General features: G+C 51.4%; 23 protein-coding genes and 1 pseudogene. 14 read left to right on the plus strand and 10 right to left on the minus strand.

Features of this window, described 5'->3' with window-relative positions; genetic code table 11:
* The first annotated feature begins 33 nt into the window (after positions 1-33).
* The 4 genes from Q0499_RS04870 to Q0499_RS04885 all read left to right on the plus strand — a co-directional run bounded on the left by Q0499_RS04870 (position 34) and on the right by Q0499_RS04885 (position 3818).
* The gene (locus tag Q0499_RS04870; RefSeq protein ID WP_299196894.1) at positions 34-888 is read left to right on the plus strand and encodes an alpha/beta hydrolase; all 855 of its coding nucleotides are present in this window, start codon (positions 34-36) and stop codon (positions 886-888) included.
* 28 nt (positions 889-916) lie between these two features.
* A complete protein-coding gene (locus Q0499_RS04875; RefSeq protein ID WP_299196895.1) occupies positions 917-1765 on the plus strand; it encodes a DUF4892 domain-containing protein in 849 nt (282 codons plus the stop codon).
* A 74-nt stretch (positions 1766-1839) separates the two neighbouring features.
* Positions 1840-2742, plus strand: coding sequence for a patatin-like phospholipase family protein (locus Q0499_RS04880; RefSeq protein ID WP_299196896.1), 903 nt, complete (start codon positions 1840-1842; stop codon positions 2740-2742).
* A 176-nt stretch (positions 2743-2918) separates the two neighbouring features.
* Entirely contained in the window at positions 2919-3818 is a 900-nt protein-coding gene (locus tag Q0499_RS04885) for a DMT family transporter (protein ID WP_299196897.1), read from the plus strand.
* A gap of 84 nt (positions 3819-3902) precedes the next feature.
* On the opposite strand, the gene folE is transcribed toward Q0499_RS04885, so the two are convergent.
* Both folE and Q0499_RS04895 read right to left on the minus strand, forming a co-directional pair.
* Complete coding sequence (gene folE, locus Q0499_RS04890; RefSeq protein ID WP_299196899.1) at positions 3903-4442, minus strand: GTP cyclohydrolase I FolE; 540 nt, start codon at positions 4440-4442, stop codon at positions 3903-3905.
* 170 nt (positions 4443-4612) lie between these two features.
* Positions 4613-5185, minus strand: a complete 573-nt coding sequence (locus Q0499_RS04895) for a Smr/MutS family protein (protein WP_299196901.1) — start codon at positions 5183-5185, stop codon at positions 4613-4615.
* A 79-nt stretch (positions 5186-5264) separates the two neighbouring features.
* On the opposite strand from Q0499_RS04895, the gene prmB reads away from it, so the two are divergent.
* The 6 genes from prmB to phaR all read left to right on the plus strand — a co-directional run bounded on the left by prmB (position 5265) and on the right by phaR (position 10619).
* Positions 5265-6182 carry a 50S ribosomal protein L3 N(5)-glutamine methyltransferase gene (prmB, locus tag Q0499_RS04900; protein ID WP_299196903.1) on the plus strand — a complete coding sequence of 306 codons (918 nt, stop codon included), beginning with the start codon at positions 5265-5267 and terminating at the stop codon, positions 6180-6182.
* Between the two features lie 53 nt (positions 6183-6235).
* The gene (gene aroC / locus Q0499_RS04905) at positions 6236-7324 is read left to right on the plus strand and encodes a chorismate synthase (RefSeq protein WP_299196904.1); all 1089 of its coding nucleotides are present in this window, start codon (positions 6236-6238) and stop codon (positions 7322-7324) included.
* A 133-nt stretch (positions 7325-7457) separates the two neighbouring features.
* Complete coding sequence (speE, locus tag Q0499_RS04910; protein WP_299196905.1) at positions 7458-8309, plus strand: polyamine aminopropyltransferase; 852 nt, start codon at positions 7458-7460, stop codon at positions 8307-8309.
* A gap of 140 nt (positions 8310-8449) precedes the next feature.
* Positions 8450-9607, plus strand: coding sequence for an MFS transporter (locus Q0499_RS04915; RefSeq protein ID WP_299196906.1), 1158 nt, complete (start codon positions 8450-8452; stop codon positions 9605-9607).
* A gap of 197 nt (positions 9608-9804) precedes the next feature.
* Positions 9805-10068 (plus strand): DUF6489 family protein, encoded by a 264-nt coding sequence (locus Q0499_RS04920; RefSeq protein WP_299196907.1) that lies wholly within the window; start codon positions 9805-9807, stop codon positions 10066-10068.
* Positions 10069-10133: 65 nt separating this feature from the next.
* Entirely contained in the window at positions 10134-10619 is a 486-nt protein-coding gene (gene phaR / locus Q0499_RS04925; RefSeq protein ID WP_299196908.1) for a polyhydroxyalkanoate synthesis repressor PhaR, read from the plus strand.
* A 23-nt stretch (positions 10620-10642) separates the two neighbouring features.
* Here the strand turns inward: phaR and Q0499_RS04930 are convergent, their stop codons facing one another.
* The 4 genes and pseudogenes from Q0499_RS04930 to Q0499_RS04945 all read right to left on the minus strand — a co-directional run bounded on the left by Q0499_RS04930 (position 10643) and on the right by Q0499_RS04945 (position 14969).
* Complete coding sequence (locus Q0499_RS04930; protein WP_299196909.1) at positions 10643-11014, minus strand: ribbon-helix-helix domain-containing protein; 372 nt, start codon at positions 11012-11014, stop codon at positions 10643-10645.
* Between the two features lie 160 nt (positions 11015-11174).
* On the minus strand, positions 11175-11741 hold the full coding sequence (locus Q0499_RS04935) for a DJ-1/PfpI family protein (protein ID WP_299196911.1): 567 nt from the start codon (positions 11739-11741) through the stop codon (positions 11175-11177).
* A gap of 232 nt (positions 11742-11973) precedes the next feature.
* Positions 11974-14433, minus strand: a pseudogene (locus tag Q0499_RS04940) (arsenate reductase (azurin) large subunit).
* A gap of 17 nt (positions 14434-14450) precedes the next feature.
* The gene (locus Q0499_RS04945) at positions 14451-14969 is read right to left on the minus strand and encodes an arsenate reductase (azurin) small subunit (RefSeq protein WP_299196912.1); all 519 of its coding nucleotides are present in this window, start codon (positions 14967-14969) and stop codon (positions 14451-14453) included.
* Between the two features lie 320 nt (positions 14970-15289).
* Here Q0499_RS04945 and Q0499_RS04950 point away from each other — a divergent pair, with 320 nt between their 5' ends.
* Positions 15290-15610, plus strand: a complete 321-nt coding sequence (locus Q0499_RS04950; RefSeq protein WP_299196913.1) for a hypothetical protein — start codon at positions 15290-15292, stop codon at positions 15608-15610.
* 243 nt (positions 15611-15853) lie between these two features.
* Here Q0499_RS04950 and speD read toward each other — a convergent pair whose 3' ends face one another.
* From speD to Q0499_RS04970, 4 genes are all read right to left on the minus strand, one after another.
* The gene (gene speD / locus Q0499_RS04955) at positions 15854-16675 is read right to left on the minus strand and encodes an adenosylmethionine decarboxylase (RefSeq protein ID WP_299196914.1); all 822 of its coding nucleotides are present in this window, start codon (positions 16673-16675) and stop codon (positions 15854-15856) included.
* Positions 16676-16792: 117 nt separating this feature from the next.
* Entirely contained in the window at positions 16793-17866 is a 1074-nt protein-coding gene (gene phaC / locus Q0499_RS04960) for a class III poly(R)-hydroxyalkanoic acid synthase subunit PhaC (protein ID WP_299196915.1), read from the minus strand.
* A complete protein-coding gene (locus tag Q0499_RS04965) occupies positions 17863-18795 on the minus strand; it encodes a poly(R)-hydroxyalkanoic acid synthase subunit PhaE (protein WP_299196916.1) in 933 nt (310 codons plus the stop codon). The genes phaC and Q0499_RS04965 overlap by 4 nt, the downstream gene beginning before the upstream one ends.
* A 52-nt stretch (positions 18796-18847) precedes the next feature.
* Positions 18848-19729, minus strand: coding sequence for a LysR family transcriptional regulator (locus tag Q0499_RS04970; RefSeq protein ID WP_299196917.1), 882 nt, complete (start codon positions 19727-19729; stop codon positions 18848-18850).
* A 165-nt stretch (positions 19730-19894) separates the two neighbouring features.
* Here Q0499_RS04970 and leuC point away from each other — a divergent pair, with 165 nt between their 5' ends.
* The 3 genes from leuC (at position 19895) to leuB (ending at position 23133) form a co-directional block, all read left to right on the plus strand.
* Positions 19895-21310, plus strand: a complete 1416-nt coding sequence (gene leuC, locus Q0499_RS04975) for a 3-isopropylmalate dehydratase large subunit (protein WP_299196919.1) — start codon at positions 19895-19897, stop codon at positions 21308-21310.
* A 20-nt stretch (positions 21311-21330) separates the two neighbouring features.
* Positions 21331-21978, plus strand: coding sequence for a 3-isopropylmalate dehydratase small subunit (gene leuD / locus Q0499_RS04980; RefSeq protein WP_299196920.1), 648 nt, complete (start codon positions 21331-21333; stop codon positions 21976-21978).
* A 72-nt stretch (positions 21979-22050) separates the two neighbouring features.
* Positions 22051-23133, plus strand: a complete 1083-nt coding sequence (gene leuB, locus Q0499_RS04985; RefSeq protein ID WP_299196921.1) for a 3-isopropylmalate dehydrogenase — start codon at positions 22051-22053, stop codon at positions 23131-23133.
* Positions 23134-23270: the final 137 nt, after the last annotated feature.

Below are 23270 nucleotides of genomic sequence, written 5' to 3' on the forward strand. Positions count from 1 at the left end.
ACAAACTCGACGGAAAGTAAGGTTTATAAATAGATGAACGATACCCTGATTGAAGAAGAGTTGCGCTTTAACGTCAATGGACACCGGATAGCGGCAAAGAGCTGGGGTGATCCTGATGCAACCCCGGTGCTGGCGCTACATGGCTGGCTGGATAATGCGGCTACCTTTAATCGTCTGGCGCCCCGGTTAAGGGGTATGCGGTTGATTGCGCTGGATCTGATGGGACATGGTTATTCCGATCACCGGCCCGCGTCGATGCCCTATTATATCTGGGATAATGTACAGGATGTACTGGGTGTCGCCGATCAATTGGGATTAGAAAGCTTTTCTCTGATAGGGCACTCAATGGGGGCCAGCATCGCTACGCTGGTTGCCGGGGCTTTTCCTGAGCGATTAAATAAAGTGGTACTGATTGAGGGGATCGCACCATTGGTGACCGACCCGGAAGATACGGCAGAGCAGTTAGCACTGGCGATCAGAAAACGTGTCAGATTGCAGGGGCGGGTGCAGAAAGGCTATGACGATTTTGCAGCGGCAGTAACCGCTCGGATGAATGGTCGCTGGCCGGTGGACTCGCAAGCGGCCCGATGGCTGGTTGAACGTGGACTTGAGCAGCGTGAGGGGGGCTACTTCTGGCGTAGTGACCCGAGCCTAATGCTGCCCTCTATTCTGCGTATGTCAGAGGCTCAGGTGGAAAGCTTTCTTCAGCGTATCAGCGCAGCAACACTGCTTATTCTGGGTAAAGATGGTATACCTCAGAGTGATCGGCGTATTGCTTTGTTACGTAATATCAGAACAGAACGCTTAGCCGGAGGCCATCATCTGCATCTGGAAGAGCAGGCGGTCGGACTGATTGCTACACTGATTAATGAGTTTGATCTGGTTTAACTTTAGTTAGCGAACATAAGGATTGTTAATGAGGATTCAAGCATTTTTACCGGTAGTGTTGATGTTGCTGTTAAGTTTCACGGTTCGGGCAGAGAGTGATGTCAGTGGCAGTAGTGACCCCCATCAGCTACCCAGATTTCCGTTAAGCTGGATTGTCAGCTATAACACCCGGACGGTACCTGAATATGCCCTTGCTACCGGTCCGATGAGAAAGATTGGCGGCATTATTGCGCCAGAACTCGATAAACGTATAAAGGGCGAACTCACCCGCATCACCTACAGACTTCCGGATATTGATACACCGGATCAGGCGTTTAACTATTACCTGAAATTACTGCAAAGTATGCAGGCAAAAATTCTTTTTCAGTGCAGCAGCCGCCAGTGTGGTAGCAGTAACCAGTGGGCAAACAACTATTTTGAAGTCGCAGAACTCTATGGTCTGGACCGGAGTCAGTTTTTTCTTTCTGCGAGTGCCGGAAATCTTCAGCTGGCCCTGTATACGGTAAAACGGGGTAACCGTCGGGTCTATGTGCATATTGATCTGATTGAACCGCTGAAACAGACATCGGAAACCTTGGCGGCAGATCTGCAACAACAAGGGTTTAGTTGGTTGAATGATAGTGAGCAACTCGAGCCTCTGATCGATTTTATGAGTAATAATCCACAGCAGTCGATTCTGATTGGTAGCTATAATAAGGCCAGTGGCGTGGCGTTAGATGAACTGTTGAGCCGCAGCAGTAACGCGGCGGTTGAAGTTCAGGATCTGCTGATCGAAGCAGGCATTGAGCCCGCAAGGGTCTCGAATGTTGGCGTTGGACCAGCACTGCCGGTTAGTGAGATAGAGCAACCTGCTGGTGTTTGGATTCAGTTACGCTGATCAGATTGGTTAGCAATTTTATATCCGTTTATTTATACGATTTAAGTGTCAGGTTTTAGCCAAGGATCAGAGCTATGAAAACCACAGTGTCGCTGGTATTGGGTAGTGGTGGAGCCCGGGGTTATAGCCACATCGGTGTTATTGAAGAACTTAACCGGCGTGGCTATGAGATCGTCTGTATTGCTGGCAGCTCAATGGGGGCGCTTGTGGGTGGGATCTACGCTGCGGGCCGTCTCGAGCAGTACACTGAGTGGGTAACCAGCCTCAGACGTATCGATGTGTTTAAACTGATGGATCTAACTCTTCGGGGAGAGGGTACTATCAGAGGCGAGCGGTTATTAACCAAACTGCGTGATATCGCCGGTAACCCATTGATTCAGGAACTGCCGATCGCCTACACGGCGGTTGCCACGGATCTGACCCATCAGAAAGAGGTGTGGTTCCAGAAGGGCCTGATGTTTGATGCGATCAGGGCGTCTATCGCGGTTCCTGGTTTCTTTACGCCGGTGATTGAAGAGGATCGGGTGTTGGTCGACGGAGGTGTACTGAATCCGATCCCGATTATACCGACAGTGGCCGCCCACGCTGACTTGATTATCGCGGTTGATCTGAATGCCGAAGCCCAACGGCATCGAGTGCCCCTGCCGGACACTCAATATCTTGAACAGTCAGGTTTTAGTGACGAATGGCAGTTAAATCGAAAATATGAGTCCAAAGTCGAAACCTTGAAAGCCGGCGTCAGGGATCTTCCCCCTCATAAGGCTACCGGTCGAATTGATGTTCTGTTTAACTCAGTTGAAGTGATGCAGGAGTCGCTTGGTAAGTATAAAGTCGCTGGTTATCCACCCGATCTGCTGATTGGTATACCCAAAGATGCCTGCCGTTTCTATGAGTTTCACCGCGCACGGGAGATGATAGAATTGGGTCGTCATCTGGCTCAGGAAAGTCTGAGGCAGATGGAGCTTTCAATGCGTTAATAAAGCGATATCCCTGCTTGTTTTTAACCAATGAGTGTTGCGCAAAACAGGATATGTATAATGCCGCCAGGGGGTTACAGTTAACCGCCTGAGCTTTTTTCATGGTTCAAAAAGCGATAACAGCCTAAACTTCCAAAATTTTCACAGACTATCGTCATCTGACTACTGAGGTTTTTATGCCGCTGTCTCCTGCAGCACGGGCTGATCTGCTGCTGTTACTGGTAACCCTGATTGCTGCGGCAGGATGGATTTTTTCTAAGCAGGCGTTACAAGAGTTTCCACCTCTGCTGTTTATCGGTATCCGTTTTCTGTTTGCAGGATTATTGCTGATGCTGCCAGCCTATAAAGATCTGCGGCCTTTGTTGCAGCAGCATACTCTCGTCCCGGTGATGCGTTTGGGGCTGCTGATGACCTGCGCACTGCTGTGCTGGATTATGGGGCTGCAGCATGGGTCTCATCTGGGGGAAGGTGCGTTTATTACCAGTCTGGGGGTGGTGCTGGTCCCGCTGATGGCGTGGCTGGTGTACCGCGAACGGGCACCGCTGAGCACCTGGCTCTCTCTGCCCGTTGCCATTTTTGGCTTGATGCTTCTATCGCTCGAAGGCGGGATCTCTCTGGCGGCGGGTCAGTTGTGGTTTCTCTTTGCTGCATTGCTGTTTTCGGTGCATTTTGTTCTGGTCTCCCGCATGGCGTTAGCGGTTCCGGCGCTGATTCTGACAGCAGTACAGCTGCTAATAGTCGGTATAGGCGGAATAGTTGTCTCGGCCTGTTTTGAGGTCTGGCCCGATTCGGTGAGTGATGCGGCACTTGGCTGGTTATTCGCCAGCGCCTTTATTGCCACCAGTTTGCGTTTTGCCCTGCAGACCTACGCTCAGAGCCTGGCACCGGCCAGTCATGTCGCGTTAATCATGACGCTGGAACCGGTATGGGCCGCTCTGCTGGCAGCGATAATCTACGCAGAGGAGATGAGCGCTTTGCAATTGGGAGGCTGTAGTCTTATTTTTATGGCGATGCTGGTGAGTCGCTGGCGCTGGCTCAAGCCGCTGTTGCGGACGTTCAGAGTCGAGGCTAAATGACTCAAAGGTAAAATTAAGTAAGCAATAACTAAAAAAGGGATCCTCAGATGAGGATCCCTTTATAGTTAAACATTAACAAAAAGCTCAGTTGATCAGTGACAGGAACTCACTGCGGGTTGACTGACTCTTGCGGAACGACCCCAGCATCATCGATGTTTTCATGCTGCTGTTCTGTTTTTCCACGCCACGCATCATCATACACATATGCTGTGCTTCGATAACGACGCCAACACCGTCAGCGCCGGTCGCCTGCATAATCGCATCAGCGATCTGTTTGGTCATGTTTTCCTGAATCTGCAAGCGTCGGGCAAACATATCCACAATCCGCGCGATCTTAGACAGTCCTATCACCTGGCCCCTGGGAATATAACCCACGTGGCATTTGCCGATGAATGGCAGCATATGATGCTCGCACATAGAGTACAGCTCGATATCTTTAACGATAACCATCTCGCTGTTTTCGGTAGGGAAGAGCGCGCCATTGATGACCTCTTCCAGGTTCTGTTCATAGCCGCGGGTGAGAAACTGCATCGCTTTGGCAGCGCGTTTCGGGGTATCGACCAGGCCTTCACGGGTGAGGTCTTCACCCAGCTGTTCGATTATGCTGGCAAATTCTTTTTCCATTACAGTGTGTAATCCTGTCTTGGCCTGTCTGATCCTCCGCCACTCACTCTGAGAACCGTCTGCGGAACACAGCTGTGTGACAGGGCCGTTAAAAAAGTGTGCTAACTTACGTGATTAGTACACAGAGGTAAAGTGTGTAGACGAAGATTTAAGCATTTCTGCGGATTTTATTACTTAGCCCGTTTCAGTAGTACGTAAAGGGCGCCTGTTCCACCATCTTTTGGTTGCGCAGAGGTGAATGCGATCACCTGAGGCATCTGTCTCAGCCAGTCATTCACATAAGACTTCATCAATGCATGCTGGCTTTCTACGCTGTTCGATTTACCGTGGATCACCATTACACAGCGTAGCTGTTGAAGGCTGCATTCGCGAATAAAACTGCTGAGCTCGGTACGGGCATCGTCAATAATATAGCCGTGCAGGTCGAGACCTGCATCCCAGGGGATATGTCCCTGTTTCAGACGCTTCATCAGTTTTAGTTGAACGCCGGGCGCGGCGAAGATCAATTCATCTTCGGTTTCAACCAGATTGATCACCTCTGAGTTGAGGCCATCGACAATCATCTCTTCATCGGTGACCGCCATCTGCCGTTTATAGCGGGTGGTCTCATCGTCAGCCAGCCGCAGTTTTTTGGGCCGTCCGCGCAAGTCTGCCCGGTCATTTGTTATGCGGGTAACGCCCTGCATGGCAGAGGCAAAATCAACTTCGGTGTTTTCGTTATCAGGCAGATCGTTTTCAGACATAGCGTTCGCAAACATTATTCATTAACATACACGGCCTGCAATAAAGCAGGCATTAATCCGACGAATTATCCATCCAGACATGACCATCAATCAAGCACAGACCCTGAAAGAGCTGCATACGATACGTGATTTTGTCCGTTATAGCATGAGCCGTTTCTATGAACATGACCTTTATTTTGGTCATGGCACCGACAATCCCTGGGATGAGGCGGTGCAACTGGTGCTGGGGGCACTGCATCTGCCGTGGAACAGTAACCCACAACTGCTGGATGCGCGGATCACCCAGGATGAGAAAGAAAGAGTTCTGGATTTTCTTCAGCAGCGGGTCATTCAGCGCCGGCCTCTGCCCTATATTATAGGAGAAGCCTGGTATGCCGGGATGCCGTTCTATGTTGACGAGCGGGTGTTGATTCCCCGTTCGCCGATACAGGAACTGATTGAGCAGCATTTTAGCCCCTGGTTGCGGGAAGGGCCGGTGGAGCGAATTCTGGATCTCTGTACCGGCAGTGGTTGTATCGGCATTGTCTGCGCGTATGCCTTTGAAGAGGCGGAGGTTGATCTGGCGGATATCTCAGCCGATGCGCTGGATGTTGCCCGGCGTAATATCACCCGCCATGAGCTGGATGAGCGGGTCACGGCTATCGAAAGCGATCTGTTTAGCAATTTGCAGGGGCGTCGCTATGATCTGATTGTCAGCAATCCTCCGTATGTAGATAGTGCTGATCTGTCAGGGATGCCCCAGGAGTTTCAGCATGAGCCCGATCTGGCGCTGGGTTCCGGGCCTGATGGTCTGGATATCACTAAACAGATTCTGCGCCAGGCAGAGCAGTTTCTCACCGAGGATGGTCTGCTGGTGGTTGAAGTGGGTAACAGTGAAGTACATCTGCAACAACAGTATCCGCAGATCCCCTTTACCTGGCTGGAGCTGGAGCAGGGCGGCAATGGCGTCTTCCTGCTGACCGCCGCAGAGGTGCGACAGTATTGCAGCGCTGTCTGAATGACTAGGGTATAATCGACTAAATTTTTTTGCTTTAAAATCGGGAACAGACGATGTCAGGAAACACCTACGGTAAGCTATTTACTGTCACTACTTTCGGCGAAAGCCATGGTCCGGCACTGGGCTGTATTATCGATGGCTGTCCTCCGGGAATTGAACTGACTGAAGCGGATCTGCAACGGGATCTTGATCGTCGTAAGCCGGGTACGTCCCGACACACCACGCAGCGGCGTGAGGCGGATGAGGTAAGGATTCTTTCCGGTGTGTTCGAAGGCAAGACCACCGGCACGCCGATCGGCCTGTTGATCGAAAACACCGACCAGCGCTCCAAGGATTACTCTAACATTGAGGAAACCTTCCGTCCGGCCCATGCTGATTACGTATACACCCATAAATATGGCTTCCGTGATTACCGTGGGGGTGGCCGCTCATCGGCACGGGAAACGGCGATGCGCGTTGCTGCAGGTGCTGTCGCGAAAAAGTTTCTTGCTGCAAAAGGGGTTGAGGTGCGCGGTTATCTGTCTCAGCTTGGCCCGATTAAGATCGATGGCTTCGACTGGGATCAGGTTGAGCAAAATCCGTTTTTCTGTCCCGATGTGAATAAAGTGGCTGAGATGGAAGCCTATATGGATGCCCTGCGTAAAGAGGGCAACTCAGTGGGTGCGAAAATCTCTGTTTCGGCGACCGGTGTGCCTGTCGGCCTTGGCGAGCCTATTTTTGACCGTCTTGATGCTGAACTGGCCCATGCACTGATGAGTATTAATGCCGTTAAAGGGGTTGAGATCGGTGATGGCTTTGCCTGTGTCGAACAGAAGGGCACCGAACACCGTGATGAGATGACGCCGGAAGGCTTTCTCTCTAACCATTCGGGCGGCATTCTCGGAGGCATCTCCACCGGTCAGGAGATCACCGCGCATATCGCCTTAAAGCCAACCTCCAGTCTGCGTCTGCCGGGCCGAAGCATCAATAGCCGGGGCGAAGCGATTGAGGTTGTCACACATGGGCGTCATGATCCCTGTGTTGGTATTCGCGCCACGCCTATCGCTGAAGCGATGATGGCGATTGTACTGATGGATCACTTGCTGCGCCATCGGGCACAAAATGCCGAGGTAGTGTGTGAAACTCCGGTGTTAAAAGGTTAAAATTACTCCATTGCATTCGTGAAACCCCTTTTTGCAGATCTGTTTTTGCAACCAAGGGGTTTTTGTTTTTAGTTACCTGTAACTATTTTTTAACGACGGCGAAACGTTCGTCTTCAGTTTTGGTGGATTTACTATGACAGTCTACAAAGAGACACTTTACGATGGCTACGGTCAGGCATTTGATGTTGAAGAGGTGCTGTTTGAACAGCAGACCGATTCCTGGCATCTGATTATTTTCCGTAACCCTAAATTCGGAACTGTTATGGCGCTGGATGGCATTATTCAGACCACTGAAAAAGATGAGTTCATCTATCACGAGATGCTCACCCATGTGCCGCTGATGGCCCACGGCAATGCGAAAAAGGTGCTGATTATCGGCGGTGGTGATGGCGGTATGCTGCGTGAAGTGCTGAAACATCAGGCGGTCGAGAGTGTGACTCAGGTGGAGATCGATCAGGCGGTCATCGATATGTGTGTTGAGTATCTGCCGAACCACTCGCAGGGCGCCTACGACAATCCTCGTGCGAATATCGTGATTGGTGATGGTATCGATTACGTCTGCCAGACCGATGAGAAGTACGATGTCATTATCTCTGACTGTACTGATCCTGTTGGCCCCGGTGAAGTACTCTTCAGCAGCCGTTTCTATGAAGGCTGTAAGCGTTGCCTCAATGAGGGTGGTATCTTCGTGGCGCAAAACGGCGTGGTCTATATGCAGCCTCAGGAGGTGGTGACTACCCGTCAGCGTCTCAGCCCTTACTTCTCGGATCAGACTTTTTATACCGCAGCGGTACCAACCTATATTGGCGGATCCATGACCTTTGCCTGGGGTTGCGATGATGCGGCTAAGCGAGAGCAGAGTGTCGATCTGATTGCCGAACGCTTTAAGGCCAGCGGTATCAAAACCCGTTACTATAACCCGCAGATCCATTGCGGTAGTTTCGCGCTGCCACAATATATTCTTGAGGAACTGGGCGACGCCTGATTTCCTTCCGCTAGTGGGGTAGCGTGCTGTATTGCGCTATCGCAAAGATCCATCGGTTGCACAAATCGGTGGATTTTTGTTTTTATGACCTGAATGCATGACAGGAGTCGTAGCAAAACCTCAATGAAACCAAATAGCTGATGCAACTCAATACCTACAGCCGTCTGTCGGGCTTCTATTTCTTCTATTTCTCGCTGTTGGGTGCGATGGTGCCTTACTGGAGTCTCTATCTGAAGTCGTTTGGCTTTAATGCAGAGACCATCGGTGGGCTGATGGCGATTCTGATGGCTTCGCGGATTGTGGCGCCGAATATCTGGGGCTGGCTGGCGGATCGCACCGGAGAGCGGCTGCGGATTGTGCGTTATGGTGCATTTTTTACCTGCCTGATCTTTATACTGATCTTCTGGCAAGAGGGGGCCTGGGGGATAGCACTGGTGATGGCGGGTTTCAGCTTTTTCTGGAACGCGGTACTCCCCCAGTTTGAAGTGCTGACCCTGACCCACCTTAAGGGCCGGGAAGAGCTCTACAGCCGTATCCGCCTGTGGGGGTCTGTTGGCTTTATTGCGGCGGTGATGGGTATAGGCTGGCTGCTCGACCTGGTCAGTATCCGCTGGCTGCCTGGTATGATGCTGGGGCTGATGGTGATGATCTGGATCTCTTCACTGTTTGTTGAGGGTAAAGCCCCGGCCCGCAACAGCAATGAAAGTGGCTTTATGCAGCAATTGCTGCGGCCTCAGGTTGTGGTCTTTTTTCTCATCTGTCTGCTGATACAGTTTAGTCACGGTCCCTATTACACCTTTTACTCGGTGCTGATGGACAGCCTGGGGTACAGTCGTACCGAGATCGGTCTGCTGTGGTCGGTTGGCGTGGTTGCAGAAGTGCTGATCTTCATTCTGATGCCCAGACTGATTGGCGGGCTGGGGTTGCGTAAGCTGATGATTATCAGTCTTCTGCTCAGCGTGTTGCGCTGGTTGCTGATCGGGCTGATCCCGGAAAATCTCTCGCTGATGCTGTTTGCCCAAACGCTGCATGCAGTCAGTTTCGGCGTATTGCACGTGGTGGGCATTGCCCTGGTGCATCACTATTTTTCACCTTCCAATCACGGTCAGGGACAGGCGATGTTCAGTAGCTTCGGCTTCGGTGTTGGCGGCGCACTGGGCGCATTGTGCAGTGGCATGATGTGGGAAAACCTGGGTGCAGCCGCAACATTCAGTGTCGCTGCTATCGCCGTATTAATCGCCGCTTTGTGCGCAACTATTTGGATAAAACCAGAAAATTGTGCAGTTACGAATCGGTAAATTTGTTTTGCACCGCAGTTGGTATAGTATTAGATTAAATAAAGTTAAGTCATTGAGTCACCATTGTGCAGCTTTACGCAGGGATTGTGGTTGAAAGATCGTGGTTGAAAGTTCGTTGTTAAAAGAACGCTCTGCAAGGCTTGCTCTGTAGGTGATAATTTCTGGCTGATAAGCTGATCCGAATGAGGATAGTGCTGATGAATTTCAAAATAGATGTGGAGATGACTCCCGAAGAACTCCGTAAAGTGTTGGGGTTGCCGGATGTGGAATCGTTTCAGAAAGAGATGATGAACAAAATTCAGGAGCGCATGGATGCCGGTGTAGATGGTTATGATCCGCTGACGCTGTTTCAGCCCTATATGGCTAGTGGGCTTGGCTCTATGGATGCGATACAAAAAATGCTGCTGAATATGATGACTGTCTATAGCAACACCAGTAAAAGCTCGGATAAAAACAAATAAATAGCTTCCCGCCGCACTGATATAGCGTGTTGGAAGCAGGAATAAAACAGCAGAGAGAGATAATTTTGAGAATTCTCAGAAAATACACAAATCGCCGTCTGTACGATACATCCCGCAGCTGTTACATCACGCTGGAAGATGTAAAGCAACTGGTACTGAGTCAGGAAAATTTTCAGGTTCAGGATTCTAAAACCGGAGCCGATCTTACCCGTAATATACTGCTACAGATTATCAGCGAACAGGAAGCGCTGGGACATGGCACGCTGTTGACCAATCAGGTGCTGCAACAACTGATCCGATTCTACGGTGACAGTATGCAGGGAATGATGAGCCAGTACCTGGAACAGAGTATTGCGACCTTCATCGATCAGCAGGAACGTATCCGCGAACAGATGCAGAATATGATCGGTGCCGCCAACCCACTGAATATGATGAACAAGATCGCCGATCAGAACATGGCGATGTGGAATATCTTTACCCCGCCGGGTGGTGAAAAGTCGTCAGACAATCCTGCCAGTAATGATGCCGGGCCAACGAAAGAAGATAAGTAGTGTCTGTTAGTTGAATAAGCCCGCTAATGATCCTTACAGGTCCTAGCGGGTTTTTTAATGCCTGTTCTGAATAAAATAGAGTCTGCATCCAGCGTATTAATGGCGATCTCTCTGTTGACCGGAATCTCTCCGGTCAGTTGCAATGCCAGATAGCGCATACAGCATACCCGCAGGAACGAGGTGAAGTTACCCAGATCATGCCCCGCATCAATCGATTCATGATAGAGACGGGTGAGCATCTGCGGGATATTCATATGGTCCCGCGCGGCGATCTCTTCCAGGGTGTTCCAGAAATAGTTTTCCAGCCGCACACTGGTAACCATGCCGTCGATACGTAGTGATCGGGTACTGCTCTTCCAGTGGGCCGTATCGCCATTGATAAACAGTTTACACATAGTTCAATCCTGTCTGTTCGTTTTGAAAACAGAGCTATTCCTGCCGACAATAAAACGGCTACCTGTTCAGATAGCCGTTGTTGAGCGTTATCAAAGGTTAGCTGCAGGTTAAACTTTTTGCTATTTCTAACGCTCTATTTCAACAGTGCTAGGTTGCAGCTTATTTCAACAGCGCTAAAAACTGCGATAACCAGGCAGGATGAGCGGGCCAGGCAGGTGCCGTGACCAGGTTGCCATCGGTGATGGCCGCATCAATAGCGATCTCAGCGAAAATCCCCCCCGACTGCGTGATCTCAGGCATACAGGCGGGATAGGCAGAACACTTCCTGTCTTTCAATACACCCGCCGCAGAGAGTATCTGAGCGCCGTGACAAACCGCTGCCACCGGTTTGTTCGTATCAAAGAAATGGCGCACCATGGTTAGCACAGCAGGGTTGAGACGCAAGTATTCCGGGGCACGACCACCGGGAATAACCAGCGCGTCATAGTCAGCAGGATCGATCTCTGCAAAGGTGGCATTCAGGGTGAAGTTATGACCCCGCTTTTCGCTATAGGTCTGATCGCCCTCAAAATCATGAATCGCAGTGGCAACCGAATCGCCACTCACTTTATCAGGGCAGACCGCATCGACACGGTGACCCACCGTCAGCAGGGTTTGAAAGGGCACCATGGTTTCATAGTCTTCGGTGAAATCCCCGGTGATCATCAGAATCTTCTTATTACTCATCACGTACTCCTAGCGGTTGCTGATTGTTTTTATATCTCAGAAGGTACGCGTTACAAGGTAGCAGCCTCAGCGTAGCAGGAGGTATTAAATGAATACTACAGGGCAACTTTACGGAAGAGGGGGGGTAACAAATCTGTTCTAAAATGGTTGCAGGTTAGCTATCTGATTCTATCTCTCTGTTTTCATTACTTAACAAGCCGGCCTCTGCTGGGCCGGCTTTTAATCACCATGGTCAGATATAACGGCGACGCTTGAAGGATACCGTCTCTTTATAGTCCTTCATCGAGCTGACCTTACGGATATCGGCCCAGGTCCCTTTGTAATAGGGGATGTAGTTCCGATCGGTCCAGCTGGTGACAACATCGCCTACGTTACCGTTGAAATACCCGAACATCATGAAGGTGTGGCCAGACTTCATGTCCGGTTCCAGGTAAGCCATGGCAAAGGTGGAGCCGAAATCGTTGAACACTTCGACCACATCACCTGACTCGATCCCCAGCTCTTTGGCATCTGTCGGATTGATTTCGATTGGTGCCATGGGATAGCGCTTGGTGCGAAAGTCGACGCGCTGGTCGTGGTAGGCCGTCTGCCAGATATGGTTGGTGCGGCCGTTGTTGATCCAGAACCGGTATTTTTTACGCTGGGATTCAACCATCTCCGGCAGGCCGGTCCACTCGGCAGGCAGGAAGTGTGCTTTGCCATCGGAGGTGCTGAACTTGTAATCGGCATAGACCATCTCGGTACCGATCAGCTGGTCGTCCTTGTACTCCCTGACCGGCAGTTGGACGCCATTATTGCCTTGTTTACGCAATCGTTCATAGGTGACAAGATCGCCCGTTGGCCCTCCCTGACTGTCTATGCCTTCGGGTTTACGGAAGCCATCGTTGAAGGAATCCTCCTCGGTTTTCCAGTCGAAGCCCGAGAAGCGTTCAGCCATCGTCTTATTACCCTCTTTCTCGTACAGTGCTTTGATGCTGTTGGCAATTTCGGCGGCGATCAGACAGTCGGGCTTGGCTTCCCCGGGAGGGTCCATGAACTTTTCCGATAGACGCATGCGTCGTTCACCGTTCATCGAGGTTAGATTCATTTCACCGGGATGAGCCGCAGGTAGCATCAGGTGAGATGCCTGAGCGAACTTAGTCGGGTAGAGATCGATGGTGGTAATGAATAACCCGCCGCGATTAGTGACCGCGCCATAGATGGCGTCGATCATGCTATCTACGCCGCGCCCGCGCACCTGGGCCAGCGCATCACGGACGATGTTGGCACGGCGATATAACGTTTGACGATACTCCTGAGCGTTCAGGGTAGACTGGAAGGCGTTGCAGGCCCACACGGTGAGCATCTTGCCGTTACCTTTGATGATTTCCTGGTCGATGTAGATCGGCCGCTTACCGGGATAGGGCGGACGTGCATAGCCCTCCTGATGACCACCGAGACGGCAGACGCCGGTGCCACGACGACCCACGTTGTGGGTGGCCAGTACCAGATCTACCAGCGCTGACTGAATGAGATAGTTGTCGTTGCCTCAGATAATACCCTTTTCATACAGGTGCGCGGTACGCGGGCGGTGGCCGGATGGCTTCGGCTTATAGGCCCAGTCGGCCGCTTTTTCCAGATCCGCCACTGATACGCCGGTGATCCTGGAGCACTCATCCAGGCTCATCTGGTTGGTCTTGAGGGCTTCATCGAAGCCTGAGGTGTATTGAGCAATGAAGTCCTTATCGTGCCAACCTTTGTTAACGACATGGGTTAGCAGGCCGTTGAACAGTGCGGTATCGGTACCCGGGTTGATCTGCAGGTGAAGTACCCGGTCCCGGGCGTTAGTCTCACAAATCGCCGTGGTCAGTGAGCGGCGCGGATCCACCAGAATGAAGCGTCCATTATCAACAGTTTCCTCTTTGAACCACTGTTTCTTCTTATTCAGGCTGGCGCCAGTCAGGTTAGGTAGAGCATGAGCGAGAAAGTAGTTGGTCTGGGTCTCGTAGGCGTTGGCTCCGATAAACATAATGGTGTCTGCCAGTTCGCTGTCCTCATAACTATTATTCAGCTCGCCGATGCCCATATCGCGGGTGGCGTGACACTCAGAGTTGTAAGCCGGGCGATTATGAATACGCACCATCCGGGTTTTAAGGGCAGAGAACATTAACTTGCCACTACCCCAGGTATTCTCGAAGCCGCCACCGGCACCGCCATGGTCGAAGGCGTTGAACATGATTGAATCGGGTCCGAAGGCGTCAAGAATGCGCTTTGTTACCCCAGCGTAAACCGACATCGCGTCGCTCCAGCTCAGGTCCACCCAGTCATCGCCGGTGAACAGGCGTGGGTATTTGAGACGGTCCCGTGTGATGCTGTCGGCGTTGTACATAATCGTGGCCATCTGACCGCCGCGGGTCGAGCTCAGCCCCTGATTAACCACGCACTCCTTGTCCGGCTGGATCATGATGTTGTACTTCTTGCCGTTATCTTCAACCACGTTGACCATGGCGGGGGTCATGGTGCCCGACAGTGGCGGCTGTTGGCTGCGGAAGTCCTTGCCCAAAGCATTCTCATTAGGTGCACGCCCACCCTCGGCTCCATGGGGCCATTTGTATACATGGTAGCCACAGCCGACGATACAGAAGTGGCAGGTCATATTAGTTTTCTCAGCATCCACAGGGGGTAGTGGTATACGATCTTTATTAAGTGACATGATAATGACCCTCCGGATTATAAAATGTTGGCCTGGCGGCCGAAGATCAGACCATCAACACCAACAGCAGTCACCGAATCGGTACTGGTATCGTATTCCAGGCGAATCTTAGGCAGGTTCTCTGTTGCCTGGCCGGTGACCATCTGGCCTTTTTTCTCACTATCGAACACGCTGAAATGGCAGGGGCATTTGAAATCACGAGATACGGGGTCGTAGCTGACCGGGCATCCCATATGTGGACAGAGGCTACTGTAAGCCACAATATCCAGGTTGGGGCCAACACCACCAGGCACAGGTTGCCCCATACGAATCACAGTGCATGGAGAGCTTTCATCGGGGTAGTTAAAATATACGGCTTTGTTTTGTGGCAGTGACTTGGCTAAGGCAATGGCCAGTTGTGGATAGGGAAGCGTCGTTGCCCCAGGGTTATATACTTCCTGTTTAGCCAGTGCGCTTGATGGCGTTAGAGACGTTACCCCGGCAGCAACGCCTACGCCGCCGAGCTTGATAAAGTCGCGTCGATTGAGATGATTCATAATTGCTCTCTCTACAAATGGGTTTCAGTTTTAATAATTTTTATGTGCCAGACCCCCGCAATCTGAACCTATCTAGTATAGGCAAGAATTCTAAAAAACCATGTAAAAAGTAGGTGATAGATGGGTGGAGGCTGTCGACGTGAAAAATCTACAAGATAAAGGGATAGGTTTAGTTAATGGAAAAGGGGAGTGGGAAGGCAGCGAATAGCGTGTCGAAGCGCTGATACAGGTCTTTGTATTCGAGCAGTGAATCCTCTATGATCCGATGGTTTACGGCTTTGAAACAATGGGTTATGTAGTCTATGGAATAGACAGCAGCCTTGCAGCTCAATAATCTACTGGCTACCTATTTTTTTACCCGCTCAGGTAACCCGACCCTACTCCAATGGTTGTATGGCAGACCGCGATTCCTTTATTTCAAATTGATCGGGTGTATTGCCCGGATCAACACCTTCTCCTTTACCAAATATGGAGTGATCATCGCGGTGGTCGATAATGTTTCCAGCGATGCCACCGCCGATGAAAACTGCGGACTAATCTGCAAAGCCAGAATACTGATGCATAAAAACACCCTCTGGGTAGATGGCCGCGAAGTCGATCTGGTGCTCGGTATGAGTGTTAGTGCTGGAGTGAAAACTTGAAAGTACTATTTGATTGAATATGTATTGACACCGTTGCTTAGGTATAAAAACGATCAACAGGGTCAGAGTCATTGATTTATAAGAATGAGAGTGTGAGAGATAGCTGAGCATGGTTGGTTGAGCACGTTAACTAAGGTATGCATTCCCACGCAGGAGCATGGGAACGAGTGGCTCTTGCTAGCAAGTCGCGAAGCGACGTCTAACCACTAGCGACTAGCAGGCGCGCAGCGCCGTTCTAACTGTTTACTTCCCCTTCATATCCGGCATGTTCCGCCCGTAGAAGATCTCGTTCATCTCCTGATACAGACGTTCGGTAATCTCTTCGATTTCGCGGCCGGTCAGGTCGGCGGTGGTGGTGCCGAACAGGTAGGTGTTGAGGTCGACATCATTGAGCATCATCTTGGTGTGGAAGATGTTCTCCTGATAGACGTTAACATCCATCAGTTGGTATTCATCACGGATATCCTGGCTGATAAAGTTCTGAATCGAGTTGATATCGTGGTCGATGTAATGTTTTACGCCGTTGACGTCACGGGTAAAGCCGCGCACCCGGTAGTCGACGGTGACAATATCGGAATCCAGTTTATGGATCAGATAGTTCAGCGCCTTCAGTGGTGAGATAATGCCGCAGGTGGACACTTCGATATCGGCACGGAAGGTACAGATGCCATCATCCGGGTGTGCTTCAGGGTAAGTGTGCACGCAGATATGGCTCTTATCCAGGTGAGCAACCACCGAATCGGGAAGCGGTCCTGGTTTTTCCGAGGTGTCGACATTTGCTGAGTCTTTCAGGGGTTCTTCTGCCACCAGAATGGTGACGCTGGCTCCCTGAGGATCATAATCCTGGCGGGCAACGTTGAGCACAGTAGCGCCGATGATATCGCAGGTTTCGGTGAGGATCTCTGTCAGACGGTCAGCGTTGTACTGCTCATCAATATATTCGATATATTCAGCTTTCTGCTCTTTAGTCTTGGCATAGCAGACATCATAGATGCAGAAGCTCAGGCTTTTGGTCAGGTTGTTAAAACCCTGCAGTTTGATTTTCCCGTTAGATGGCAACGTCATAAACTCCGGCTAAAAACCAAACGGTTTTTGGTTAACGACAAAAGAAAGGCGGGATTTTAGATGAGAAACCCGGAGGAAAAAAGGGAATTTTCAAAAAAAGCCGGGATTATCTTCCTGTTATTCGTGTTGCTTTAACCAGTCGGCAATGCCCGGGGCGACCTCAGTTTGCGATTTTCCGGACACGAATACGCCAATATGTCCGGAAGCGACCTCATACTCTGTATAGTCATGGCTGTTTGTCAGCCCGGTCAGGGCACGGGAAGCAGAGGGCGGTACCAGGTGATCAGAACTGCCATAAACGTTGAGCAGGGGCTGGGTGATCTGCTTCAGGTCGACAGACTGGTCGCCGACGAGTACAGCGTTGTTGATGAAACCGTTATCTTTGAAAAAGGTAGTGAGAAACTGGCGGAACATCTCACCTGCCTGGTCCGGGCTGTCATAGATCCATTTTTCCATGCGCAGAAAGCTTAACGCAGAGGCTCTGTCTCTCAGTTGTCGGGGGGTGTTGAGGTTTTTTTGCAGCCCCAGGCGCATCGGCATCAGGGCATTATAGGCATCGTTGAGCATGGCGCCGGGGATATTGCCGTAGGTTTCAACGGCCAGGTCGATATCGATCTGTTGTGCCAGGTGGCTGAGCATATTGTCCGGTGTCTTAAAATCAACCGGGGTCACCATGGTGACCAGGTTTTTGACTTTGTCGGGGTTAAGCGCGGTATAGCAGAGGCTCAGAGTGCCACCCTGACAGATTCCCAGCAGATTAAGCTGGTCCTGGCCGGAATCCTGTAATACCTGATCGACACAGTTGGCAATATAGCCGTTGATATAGTCATCCATATCCAGGTAGCGGTCAGCGGCATCGGGGTACCCCCAGTCGATCAGGTAGATATCCAGCCCCAGCTCCAATAGTCGCTTAACAAATGAGCGTTCCTGGTCAAGGTCGACCATATAGGGACGGTTAACCAGCGCGTAGCAGATCAGCAGTGGGGTTTTGCAGCGTTTCTTGCCGGGTGTTTTCTCGCTTTGATAGCGGAACAACTGCAGTTTATCTTCACGATAGATGATCTCTTTAGGCGTCTGGCCGACGCTGACCTCTTCGAGATGCTGCAGCGTGTTTACGCTCTGTAACAGGTGCTCGTTGAACTGGCAGAGTTCTGAAATGATTTTCTCCGGGCTGAATTTGAAACCGCTCATTCAGTTTTGCTCCGGCTGCGGCGTTGCGGCGGCTTCTGCTGCTTCTGGAGTGTGGCAATCAGCGCACGCAACTCGTCGATCTCCTGTTGCTGTCGCCGCAGTTGTTTACGCATCCGATGTTGTGCGCGGATGGTGCTGTCGAGCTCTTCCCGGGTAACCAGACCAAACTCTTTGAGCTTTTTATCCCGGTTATTAAAGGCCAGTTGACGCACCCGGTTAAGGCTGTTGCTGATGCGGCCATGACACGCCTGATACTGTTCGGTGAACACAGTTTCGCGGTAGGCTTTTTCGTAACACTCAACCCAAAGGTTTTGCAGGGTTTTAACACTGTCAATATCGTTTGTTTGCTGATCCAGCAGTTGTTTCAGATCGACACCGGTCTGGTTAAAGATCTGGTCATACTGCTGCAGGTAACCATGCAGGGAGTCCTGATAATCGATGACCGCCTGGGCCAGCGAGCGAATCTGTGCCGGGCTGTAGGGGCCGTTGCCGATCTCCGGGGATTTTGCCAGTTGTTCCAGCAGTTCCCGAAAGGGCGTCTGGGAGAGAGATTCGGGATTCAACAGGGCGTCTTTCATCAGGGTGGCAAAAGGTTCCGGCAGGTTCCATTGGCGGCTGAGCATCTCGTTGCACTGCTGCTGCATATAATGCTGCATCTGCTCCACCAACTGATCGGTGCTGAGATTGTCGCTGTTTTTATCACGCAGTGAATCGGCAAAGTGACTGAACTGTGCTGCCTGTGACTTGACCAGATTCAGCAGGTTAGCCTGCTGATCACTGAAATCAGTAGTAGGGCCGCCCTGAAAACTGTCGAGAAACTGCTGCCACTTTTCAGGTTGCATAGACGTCAGTTGACCTGCCATCTCCTGCCAACGTTGCAGTTGTTCCTGTAGCCAGTTGTCAGTACCGCTACCCGAGTTCTCAGTCATCATCAGTGCCTAATGGTTATCTGTATTAACATCTTAATGAAGCGGGTGAAGATTATGAACCCTTTTCTGCCGCCTGCTCCAAAAGGAGTATAAAGTGACGGGCTGCATTGCTCAGTGTCCGCTCCTTATGGGTAATGTATCCCAACTCACGGGTCACCGGAGGCACATCCACATTGAGCACTTTTAAGCTGTTTTCGGTCATGGTCTCGGGTAATAGCGACCAGCCAAGCCCGATCTGAACCATCATTCTGATGGTGTCCAGGTAGTTCGTCGACATCGCTTTATCTGGCTGCAAGCCCAGTTGTGAAAACTGTAGTTCGGCCAGCTGACGGGTAAAGGTGGCGCTGCCAGAGAGGATTGCCGGAAAATCGCACAGCTGTTCCAGTGTCACCTGATCAAGAGCTGCCAGTGGGTGATCGGGCGCGACAACGTAATTGAGTTTATCGCGCCAGATTGCCCGGGAATGAATGCTGGGGTCGGGATGAGGCGAGAGGGTGATCAGCGCGATCTCAAGATTGCCACGCAGCACATTATCATAGGCGATCTCTGACTCATCAAAGCGCAGATCCAGTTTTACCTCGGGAAACTCGTGAATGTACTGACGCAATACCGGGGGCAGGCGGTGCAGGCTTATATGATGGCTGGCTGCTACTGACAGGGTGCCGCTGACTTCACCGCTGAGGTTGCTCAGGGAGCGGCGCGCGTCTTCCAGTTCCAGCAGAATGCGGTTCGCTCTGGGCAACAGTTCGCGACCCGCTTCGGTCAGTCCGACGGTGCGGCCGATGCGGTCAAACAGACGGCTATTCAGTTGTTGCTCCAGTATCAGAATGCGCTTACTCATCGCTGACTGGGTGAGAAATAGTTGCTCCGCTGCCCGGGAAAAAGAGCCGCTTTCGGCAACTGCGACAAAGGCCTGTAACGAGTTGGTATCCATGGGATCTGTCCTGTTGCTGTTGTCGTCAGTCTATCTATTCCAAACTGGAATGCAAAGTATAAAAATTATGAATTTGTTTTCTGCTATATCCTGCACTAGGATTGCTGCATATAAAAAGGCTGGCTGAACAATCGCCGGTAATAAGACGTAGTGAGGTAACCTCAAATGGCTGGAAAAACGTTATACGACAAACTGTTTGATTCGCATCTGGTGCGAACCAACGAAGACGGCAGTTCGCTGATCTATATCGATCGTCAGGTGCTGCATGAGGTGACTTCACCGCAGGCATTTGAAGGGCTGCGACTGGCCGGGCGTAAGCCGTGGCGTATTGATGCTAATATCGCCACGCCGGACCATAACGTCCCCACTACAGAACGTTCTGGTGGTGTCGATCTGATTGTCGATCCGGTGTCTAAAATTCAGGTGAAAACCCTGGATGCTAACTGTGATGAGTTCGGTATTCTCGAATTTAAAATGAACGATCACCGTCAGGGGATCGTCCACGTTATGGCACCGGAGCAGGGCGCTATTCTGCCGGGTTCCACCGCAGTGTGTGGTGATTCTCATACGGCGACGCTGGGCGCGCTGGGTGCGCTGGCCCATGGTATCGGTACCTCTGAGGTTGAGCATGTGTTGGCGACTCAGTGTCTGATCACTAAGAAGATGCAGAACATGCTGGTGCGTGTCGATGGTGAGCTGGGCGTTGGTGTGACAGCGAAGGATGTGGTGCTGCACGTGATCGGCGTGATCGGTACTGCAGGCGGCACCGGCTATGCGATTGAGTTTGGTGGCGACGTGTTCCGCGAGATGTCGATGGAAGGGCGGATGACCGTCTGCAACATGGCTATCGAAGCGGGTGCACGCGTGGGTCTGGTGGCGGTTGATCAGATCACTATTGATTATTTCGAAGGTCGTCCGTTTGCCCCGAAAGGTGAGCACTGGGATGCAGCGGTTGCTGAGTGGCGCGATCTGACCTCTGATGCTGATGCGGAGTTTGATGCGGTGGTTGAGATTAACGCTGCCGATATCGAGCCACAGGTCACCTGGGGAACCTCGCCGGAGATGGTGGTGGGCGTGTCTGGTCAGGTGCCAAACCCTGCTAATGAGAAAGATCCGGTTAAGGTTGACGGTATCAACCGGGCGCTGAAATATATGGGATTGGCCGCCGATCAGAAAATTACCGACATCCAACTGGATCGGGTGTTTATCGGTTCCTGTACTAACTCCCGTATCGAAGATCTGCGTGATGCGGCCAAAGTCGTTAAGGGGCGTAAAGTAGCGGATAACATTATTCAGGCGCTGGTGGTACCGGGGTCTGGCCTGGTTAAAGCTCAGGCAGAACAGGAAGGGCTGGATAAGATCTTTATCGAGGCAGGCCTTGAGTGGCGTGAGCCCGGTTGCTCCATGTGTCTGGCGATGAACCCGGATAAACTGGGCAATGGTGAGCACTGCGCATCAACCTCTAACCGTAACTTCGAGGGCCGTCAGGGCTTCGGTGGTCGTACCCATCTGGTGAGCCCGGCAATGGCGGCGGCGGCGGCCGTGACTGGCCACTTCATCGATGTACGTGAATTGCTTTAATTAGGTATCGGGAGAGCGAGATGAATAAGTTTACACTGCACACAGGTATCGCTGCACCGCTGGATCGGGCCAATGTCGATACCGATATGATTATCCCCAAACAGTTTCTGAAATCGATCAAGCGTTCCGGCTTTGGTAAAAACCTGTTTGATGAACTGCGTTATCTGGATGAAGGTCAGCCGGATCAGTCCTGCGAAGGGCGTCCACTAAATACGGAATTTGTCCTCAACCAGCCCCGTTATCAGGGCGCTAGTGTGCTGCTGGCGCGGGAAAATTTCGGTTGTGGCTCCAGCCGTGAACACGCACCCTGGGCGCTGGATGATTACGGTTTCCGTTGCGTGATTGCGCCGAGTTTTGCTGAGATCTTCTACAATAACTGCTTTAAGAATGGTCTGTTGCCGATTGTATTGCATGAAGAGAAGGTTGATCAGTTGTTCAAAGAAAGTGCTGCGGCTGACGGTTATCAGCTGAGTATCGATCTGGAGCGCCAGCTGGTCATCACCCCATCCGGTGAGGAGATGACCTTCAGTATTGATGGCTTCCGCAAGCACTGTCTGCTGAATGGTTTGGATGATATCGGTATTACGCTGCAAAACGAGGCGGATATTCGTGCCTATGAAGCGCGCCGTCGTCAGCAGGCACCGTGGTTGTTTGACGCGATTAAATAATCGCCATACTCAAGATAAATGAATTTCCGGCGGCAGAGCAGGCTCTGTAGCCCCGATTAAGGAAAGAGAATAATGTCTAAAAATGTACTGGTTTTACCGGGTGATGGTATTGGCCCTGAGATCGTAGCTCAGGCGCGTCGGGTTCTGGAGTTGGTTAACCAGCAGGACAGTCTGGATCTGCAGCTGACCGAGGCCCTGGTGGGTGGTGCGGCAATTGACGCTCACGGCGTACCGCTGCCTGAAGCAACTCTGGATGCGGCCCGCGCCGCTGATGCTATCCTGCTGGGTGCTGTGGGTGGCCCGAAATGGGACACTAATCCTGATTTTCAGATCCGTCCGGAAAAAGGGCTGCTGGGTATCCGTTCCAGTCTGGGGCTGTTTGGTAACCTGCGTCCGGCGATTCTGTACCCGCAACTGGCACATGCTTCAAGCCTGAAGCCGGAAATTGTCTCAGGACTGGATATTCTGATTGTACGTGAACTGACCGGCGGTATCTACTTTGGTCAGCCACGGGGCGTGCGTTTGAAAGAGGGTAATGTCCGTGAGGGATATAACACCTACGTTTATGATGAAAACGAGATCCGCCGTATCGGTCGTGTGGCGTTTGAAGCCGCCCGTGCCCGCAACAAGCGTCTCTGTTCAGTCGATAAGGCTAACGTACTGGAAGTGACAGTACTGTGGCGTGAAGTGATGGAAGAGTTGTCCAAAGAGTATCCGGATGTTGAACTGAGCCATATGTATGTTGATAACGCGGCGATGCAGCTGGTGCGTGCACCGAAGCAGTTTGACGTAATGGTCACCGGTAACATGTTCGGCGATATTCTTTCTGATGCGGCAGCGATGCTGACCGGTTCCATCGGTATGCTGCCTTCGGCCTCTCTGGATGTTGACGGTAAAGGAATGTATGAGCCATGCCACGGTTCTGCACCGGATATTGCCGGGCAGAATATGGCGAACCCACTGGCAACGATTCTGTCGGTTGCGATGATGCTGCGATACTCGCTTAACGCGGGCGAAACAGCAGATCGTATTGAAGCAGCAGTGAGTCAGGTGCTGGATCAGAATCTGCGTACCGGCGATATCTGGTCTGAAGGGATGCAGAAGGTATCTACCACTGAAATGGGTGATGCGGTTATTGCGGCTTTACAGGCGTAAACCGGGTTTTATGGCTTCAGTTGGTCATAAAATGCTCTGAATCAGATAGTCTATGTGACTAAATTGTTGCATAATTAAAGGGCTTCGGAGCGTCCGGAGCCATAGCAGGCTGCTATAGACTATTGTGGCAGCTTTGT

Source organism: uncultured Amphritea sp. (assembly GCF_937127095.1).
Classification (GTDB): domain Bacteria; phylum Pseudomonadota; class Gammaproteobacteria; order Pseudomonadales; family Balneatricaceae; genus Amphritea.

Excerpts from the sequence above, each read along its gene's own strand:
- Q0499_RS04870 (WP_299196894.1), top strand. The coding sequence starts at position 34 with ATGAACGATACCCTGATTGAAGAAGAGTTGCGCTTTAACGTCAATGGA.
- Q0499_RS04875 (WP_299196895.1), top strand. The coding sequence starts at position 917 with ATGAGGATTCAAGCATTTTTACCGGTAGTGTTGATGTTGCTGTTAAGT.
- Q0499_RS04880 (WP_299196896.1), top strand. The coding sequence starts at position 1,840 with ATGAAAACCACAGTGTCGCTGGTATTGGGTAGTGGTGGAGCCCGGGGT.
- Q0499_RS04885 (WP_299196897.1), top strand. The coding sequence starts at position 2,919 with ATGCCGCTGTCTCCTGCAGCACGGGCTGATCTGCTGCTGTTACTGGTA.
- folE (WP_299196899.1), bottom strand. The coding sequence starts at position 4,442 with ATGGAAAAAGAATTTGCCAGCATAATCGAACAGCTGGGTGAAGACCTC.
- Q0499_RS04895 (WP_299196901.1), bottom strand. The coding sequence starts at position 5,185 with ATGTCTGAAAACGATCTGCCTGATAACGAAAACACCGAAGTTGATTTT.
- prmB (WP_299196903.1), top strand. The coding sequence starts at position 5,265 with ATGACCATCAATCAAGCACAGACCCTGAAAGAGCTGCATACGATACGT.
- aroC (WP_299196904.1), top strand. The coding sequence starts at position 6,236 with ATGTCAGGAAACACCTACGGTAAGCTATTTACTGTCACTACTTTCGGC.
- speE (WP_299196905.1), top strand. The coding sequence starts at position 7,458 with ATGACAGTCTACAAAGAGACACTTTACGATGGCTACGGTCAGGCATTT.
- Q0499_RS04915 (WP_299196906.1), top strand. The coding sequence starts at position 8,450 with ATGCAACTCAATACCTACAGCCGTCTGTCGGGCTTCTATTTCTTCTAT.
- Q0499_RS04920 (WP_299196907.1), top strand. The coding sequence starts at position 9,805 with ATGAATTTCAAAATAGATGTGGAGATGACTCCCGAAGAACTCCGTAAA.
- Q0499_RS04930 (WP_299196909.1), bottom strand. The coding sequence starts at position 11,014 with ATGTGTAAACTGTTTATCAATGGCGATACGGCCCACTGGAAGAGCAGT.
- Q0499_RS04935 (WP_299196911.1), bottom strand. The coding sequence starts at position 11,741 with ATGAGTAATAAGAAGATTCTGATGATCACCGGGGATTTCACCGAAGAC.
- Q0499_RS04945 (WP_299196912.1), bottom strand. The coding sequence starts at position 14,969 with ATGAATCATCTCAATCGACGCGACTTTATCAAGCTCGGCGGCGTAGGC.
- speD (WP_299196914.1), bottom strand. The coding sequence starts at position 16,675 with ATGACGTTGCCATCTAACGGGAAAATCAAACTGCAGGGTTTTAACAAC.
- phaC (WP_299196915.1), bottom strand. The coding sequence starts at position 17,866 with ATGAGCGGTTTCAAATTCAGCCCGGAGAAAATCATTTCAGAACTCTGC.
- Q0499_RS04965 (WP_299196916.1), bottom strand. The coding sequence starts at position 18,795 with ATGACTGAGAACTCGGGTAGCGGTACTGACAACTGGCTACAGGAACAA.
- Q0499_RS04970 (WP_299196917.1), bottom strand. The coding sequence starts at position 19,729 with ATGGATACCAACTCGTTACAGGCCTTTGTCGCAGTTGCCGAAAGCGGC.
- leuC (WP_299196919.1), top strand. The coding sequence starts at position 19,895 with ATGGCTGGAAAAACGTTATACGACAAACTGTTTGATTCGCATCTGGTG.
- leuD (WP_299196920.1), top strand. The coding sequence starts at position 21,331 with ATGAATAAGTTTACACTGCACACAGGTATCGCTGCACCGCTGGATCGG.
- leuB (WP_299196921.1), top strand. The coding sequence starts at position 22,051 with ATGTCTAAAAATGTACTGGTTTTACCGGGTGATGGTATTGGCCCTGAG.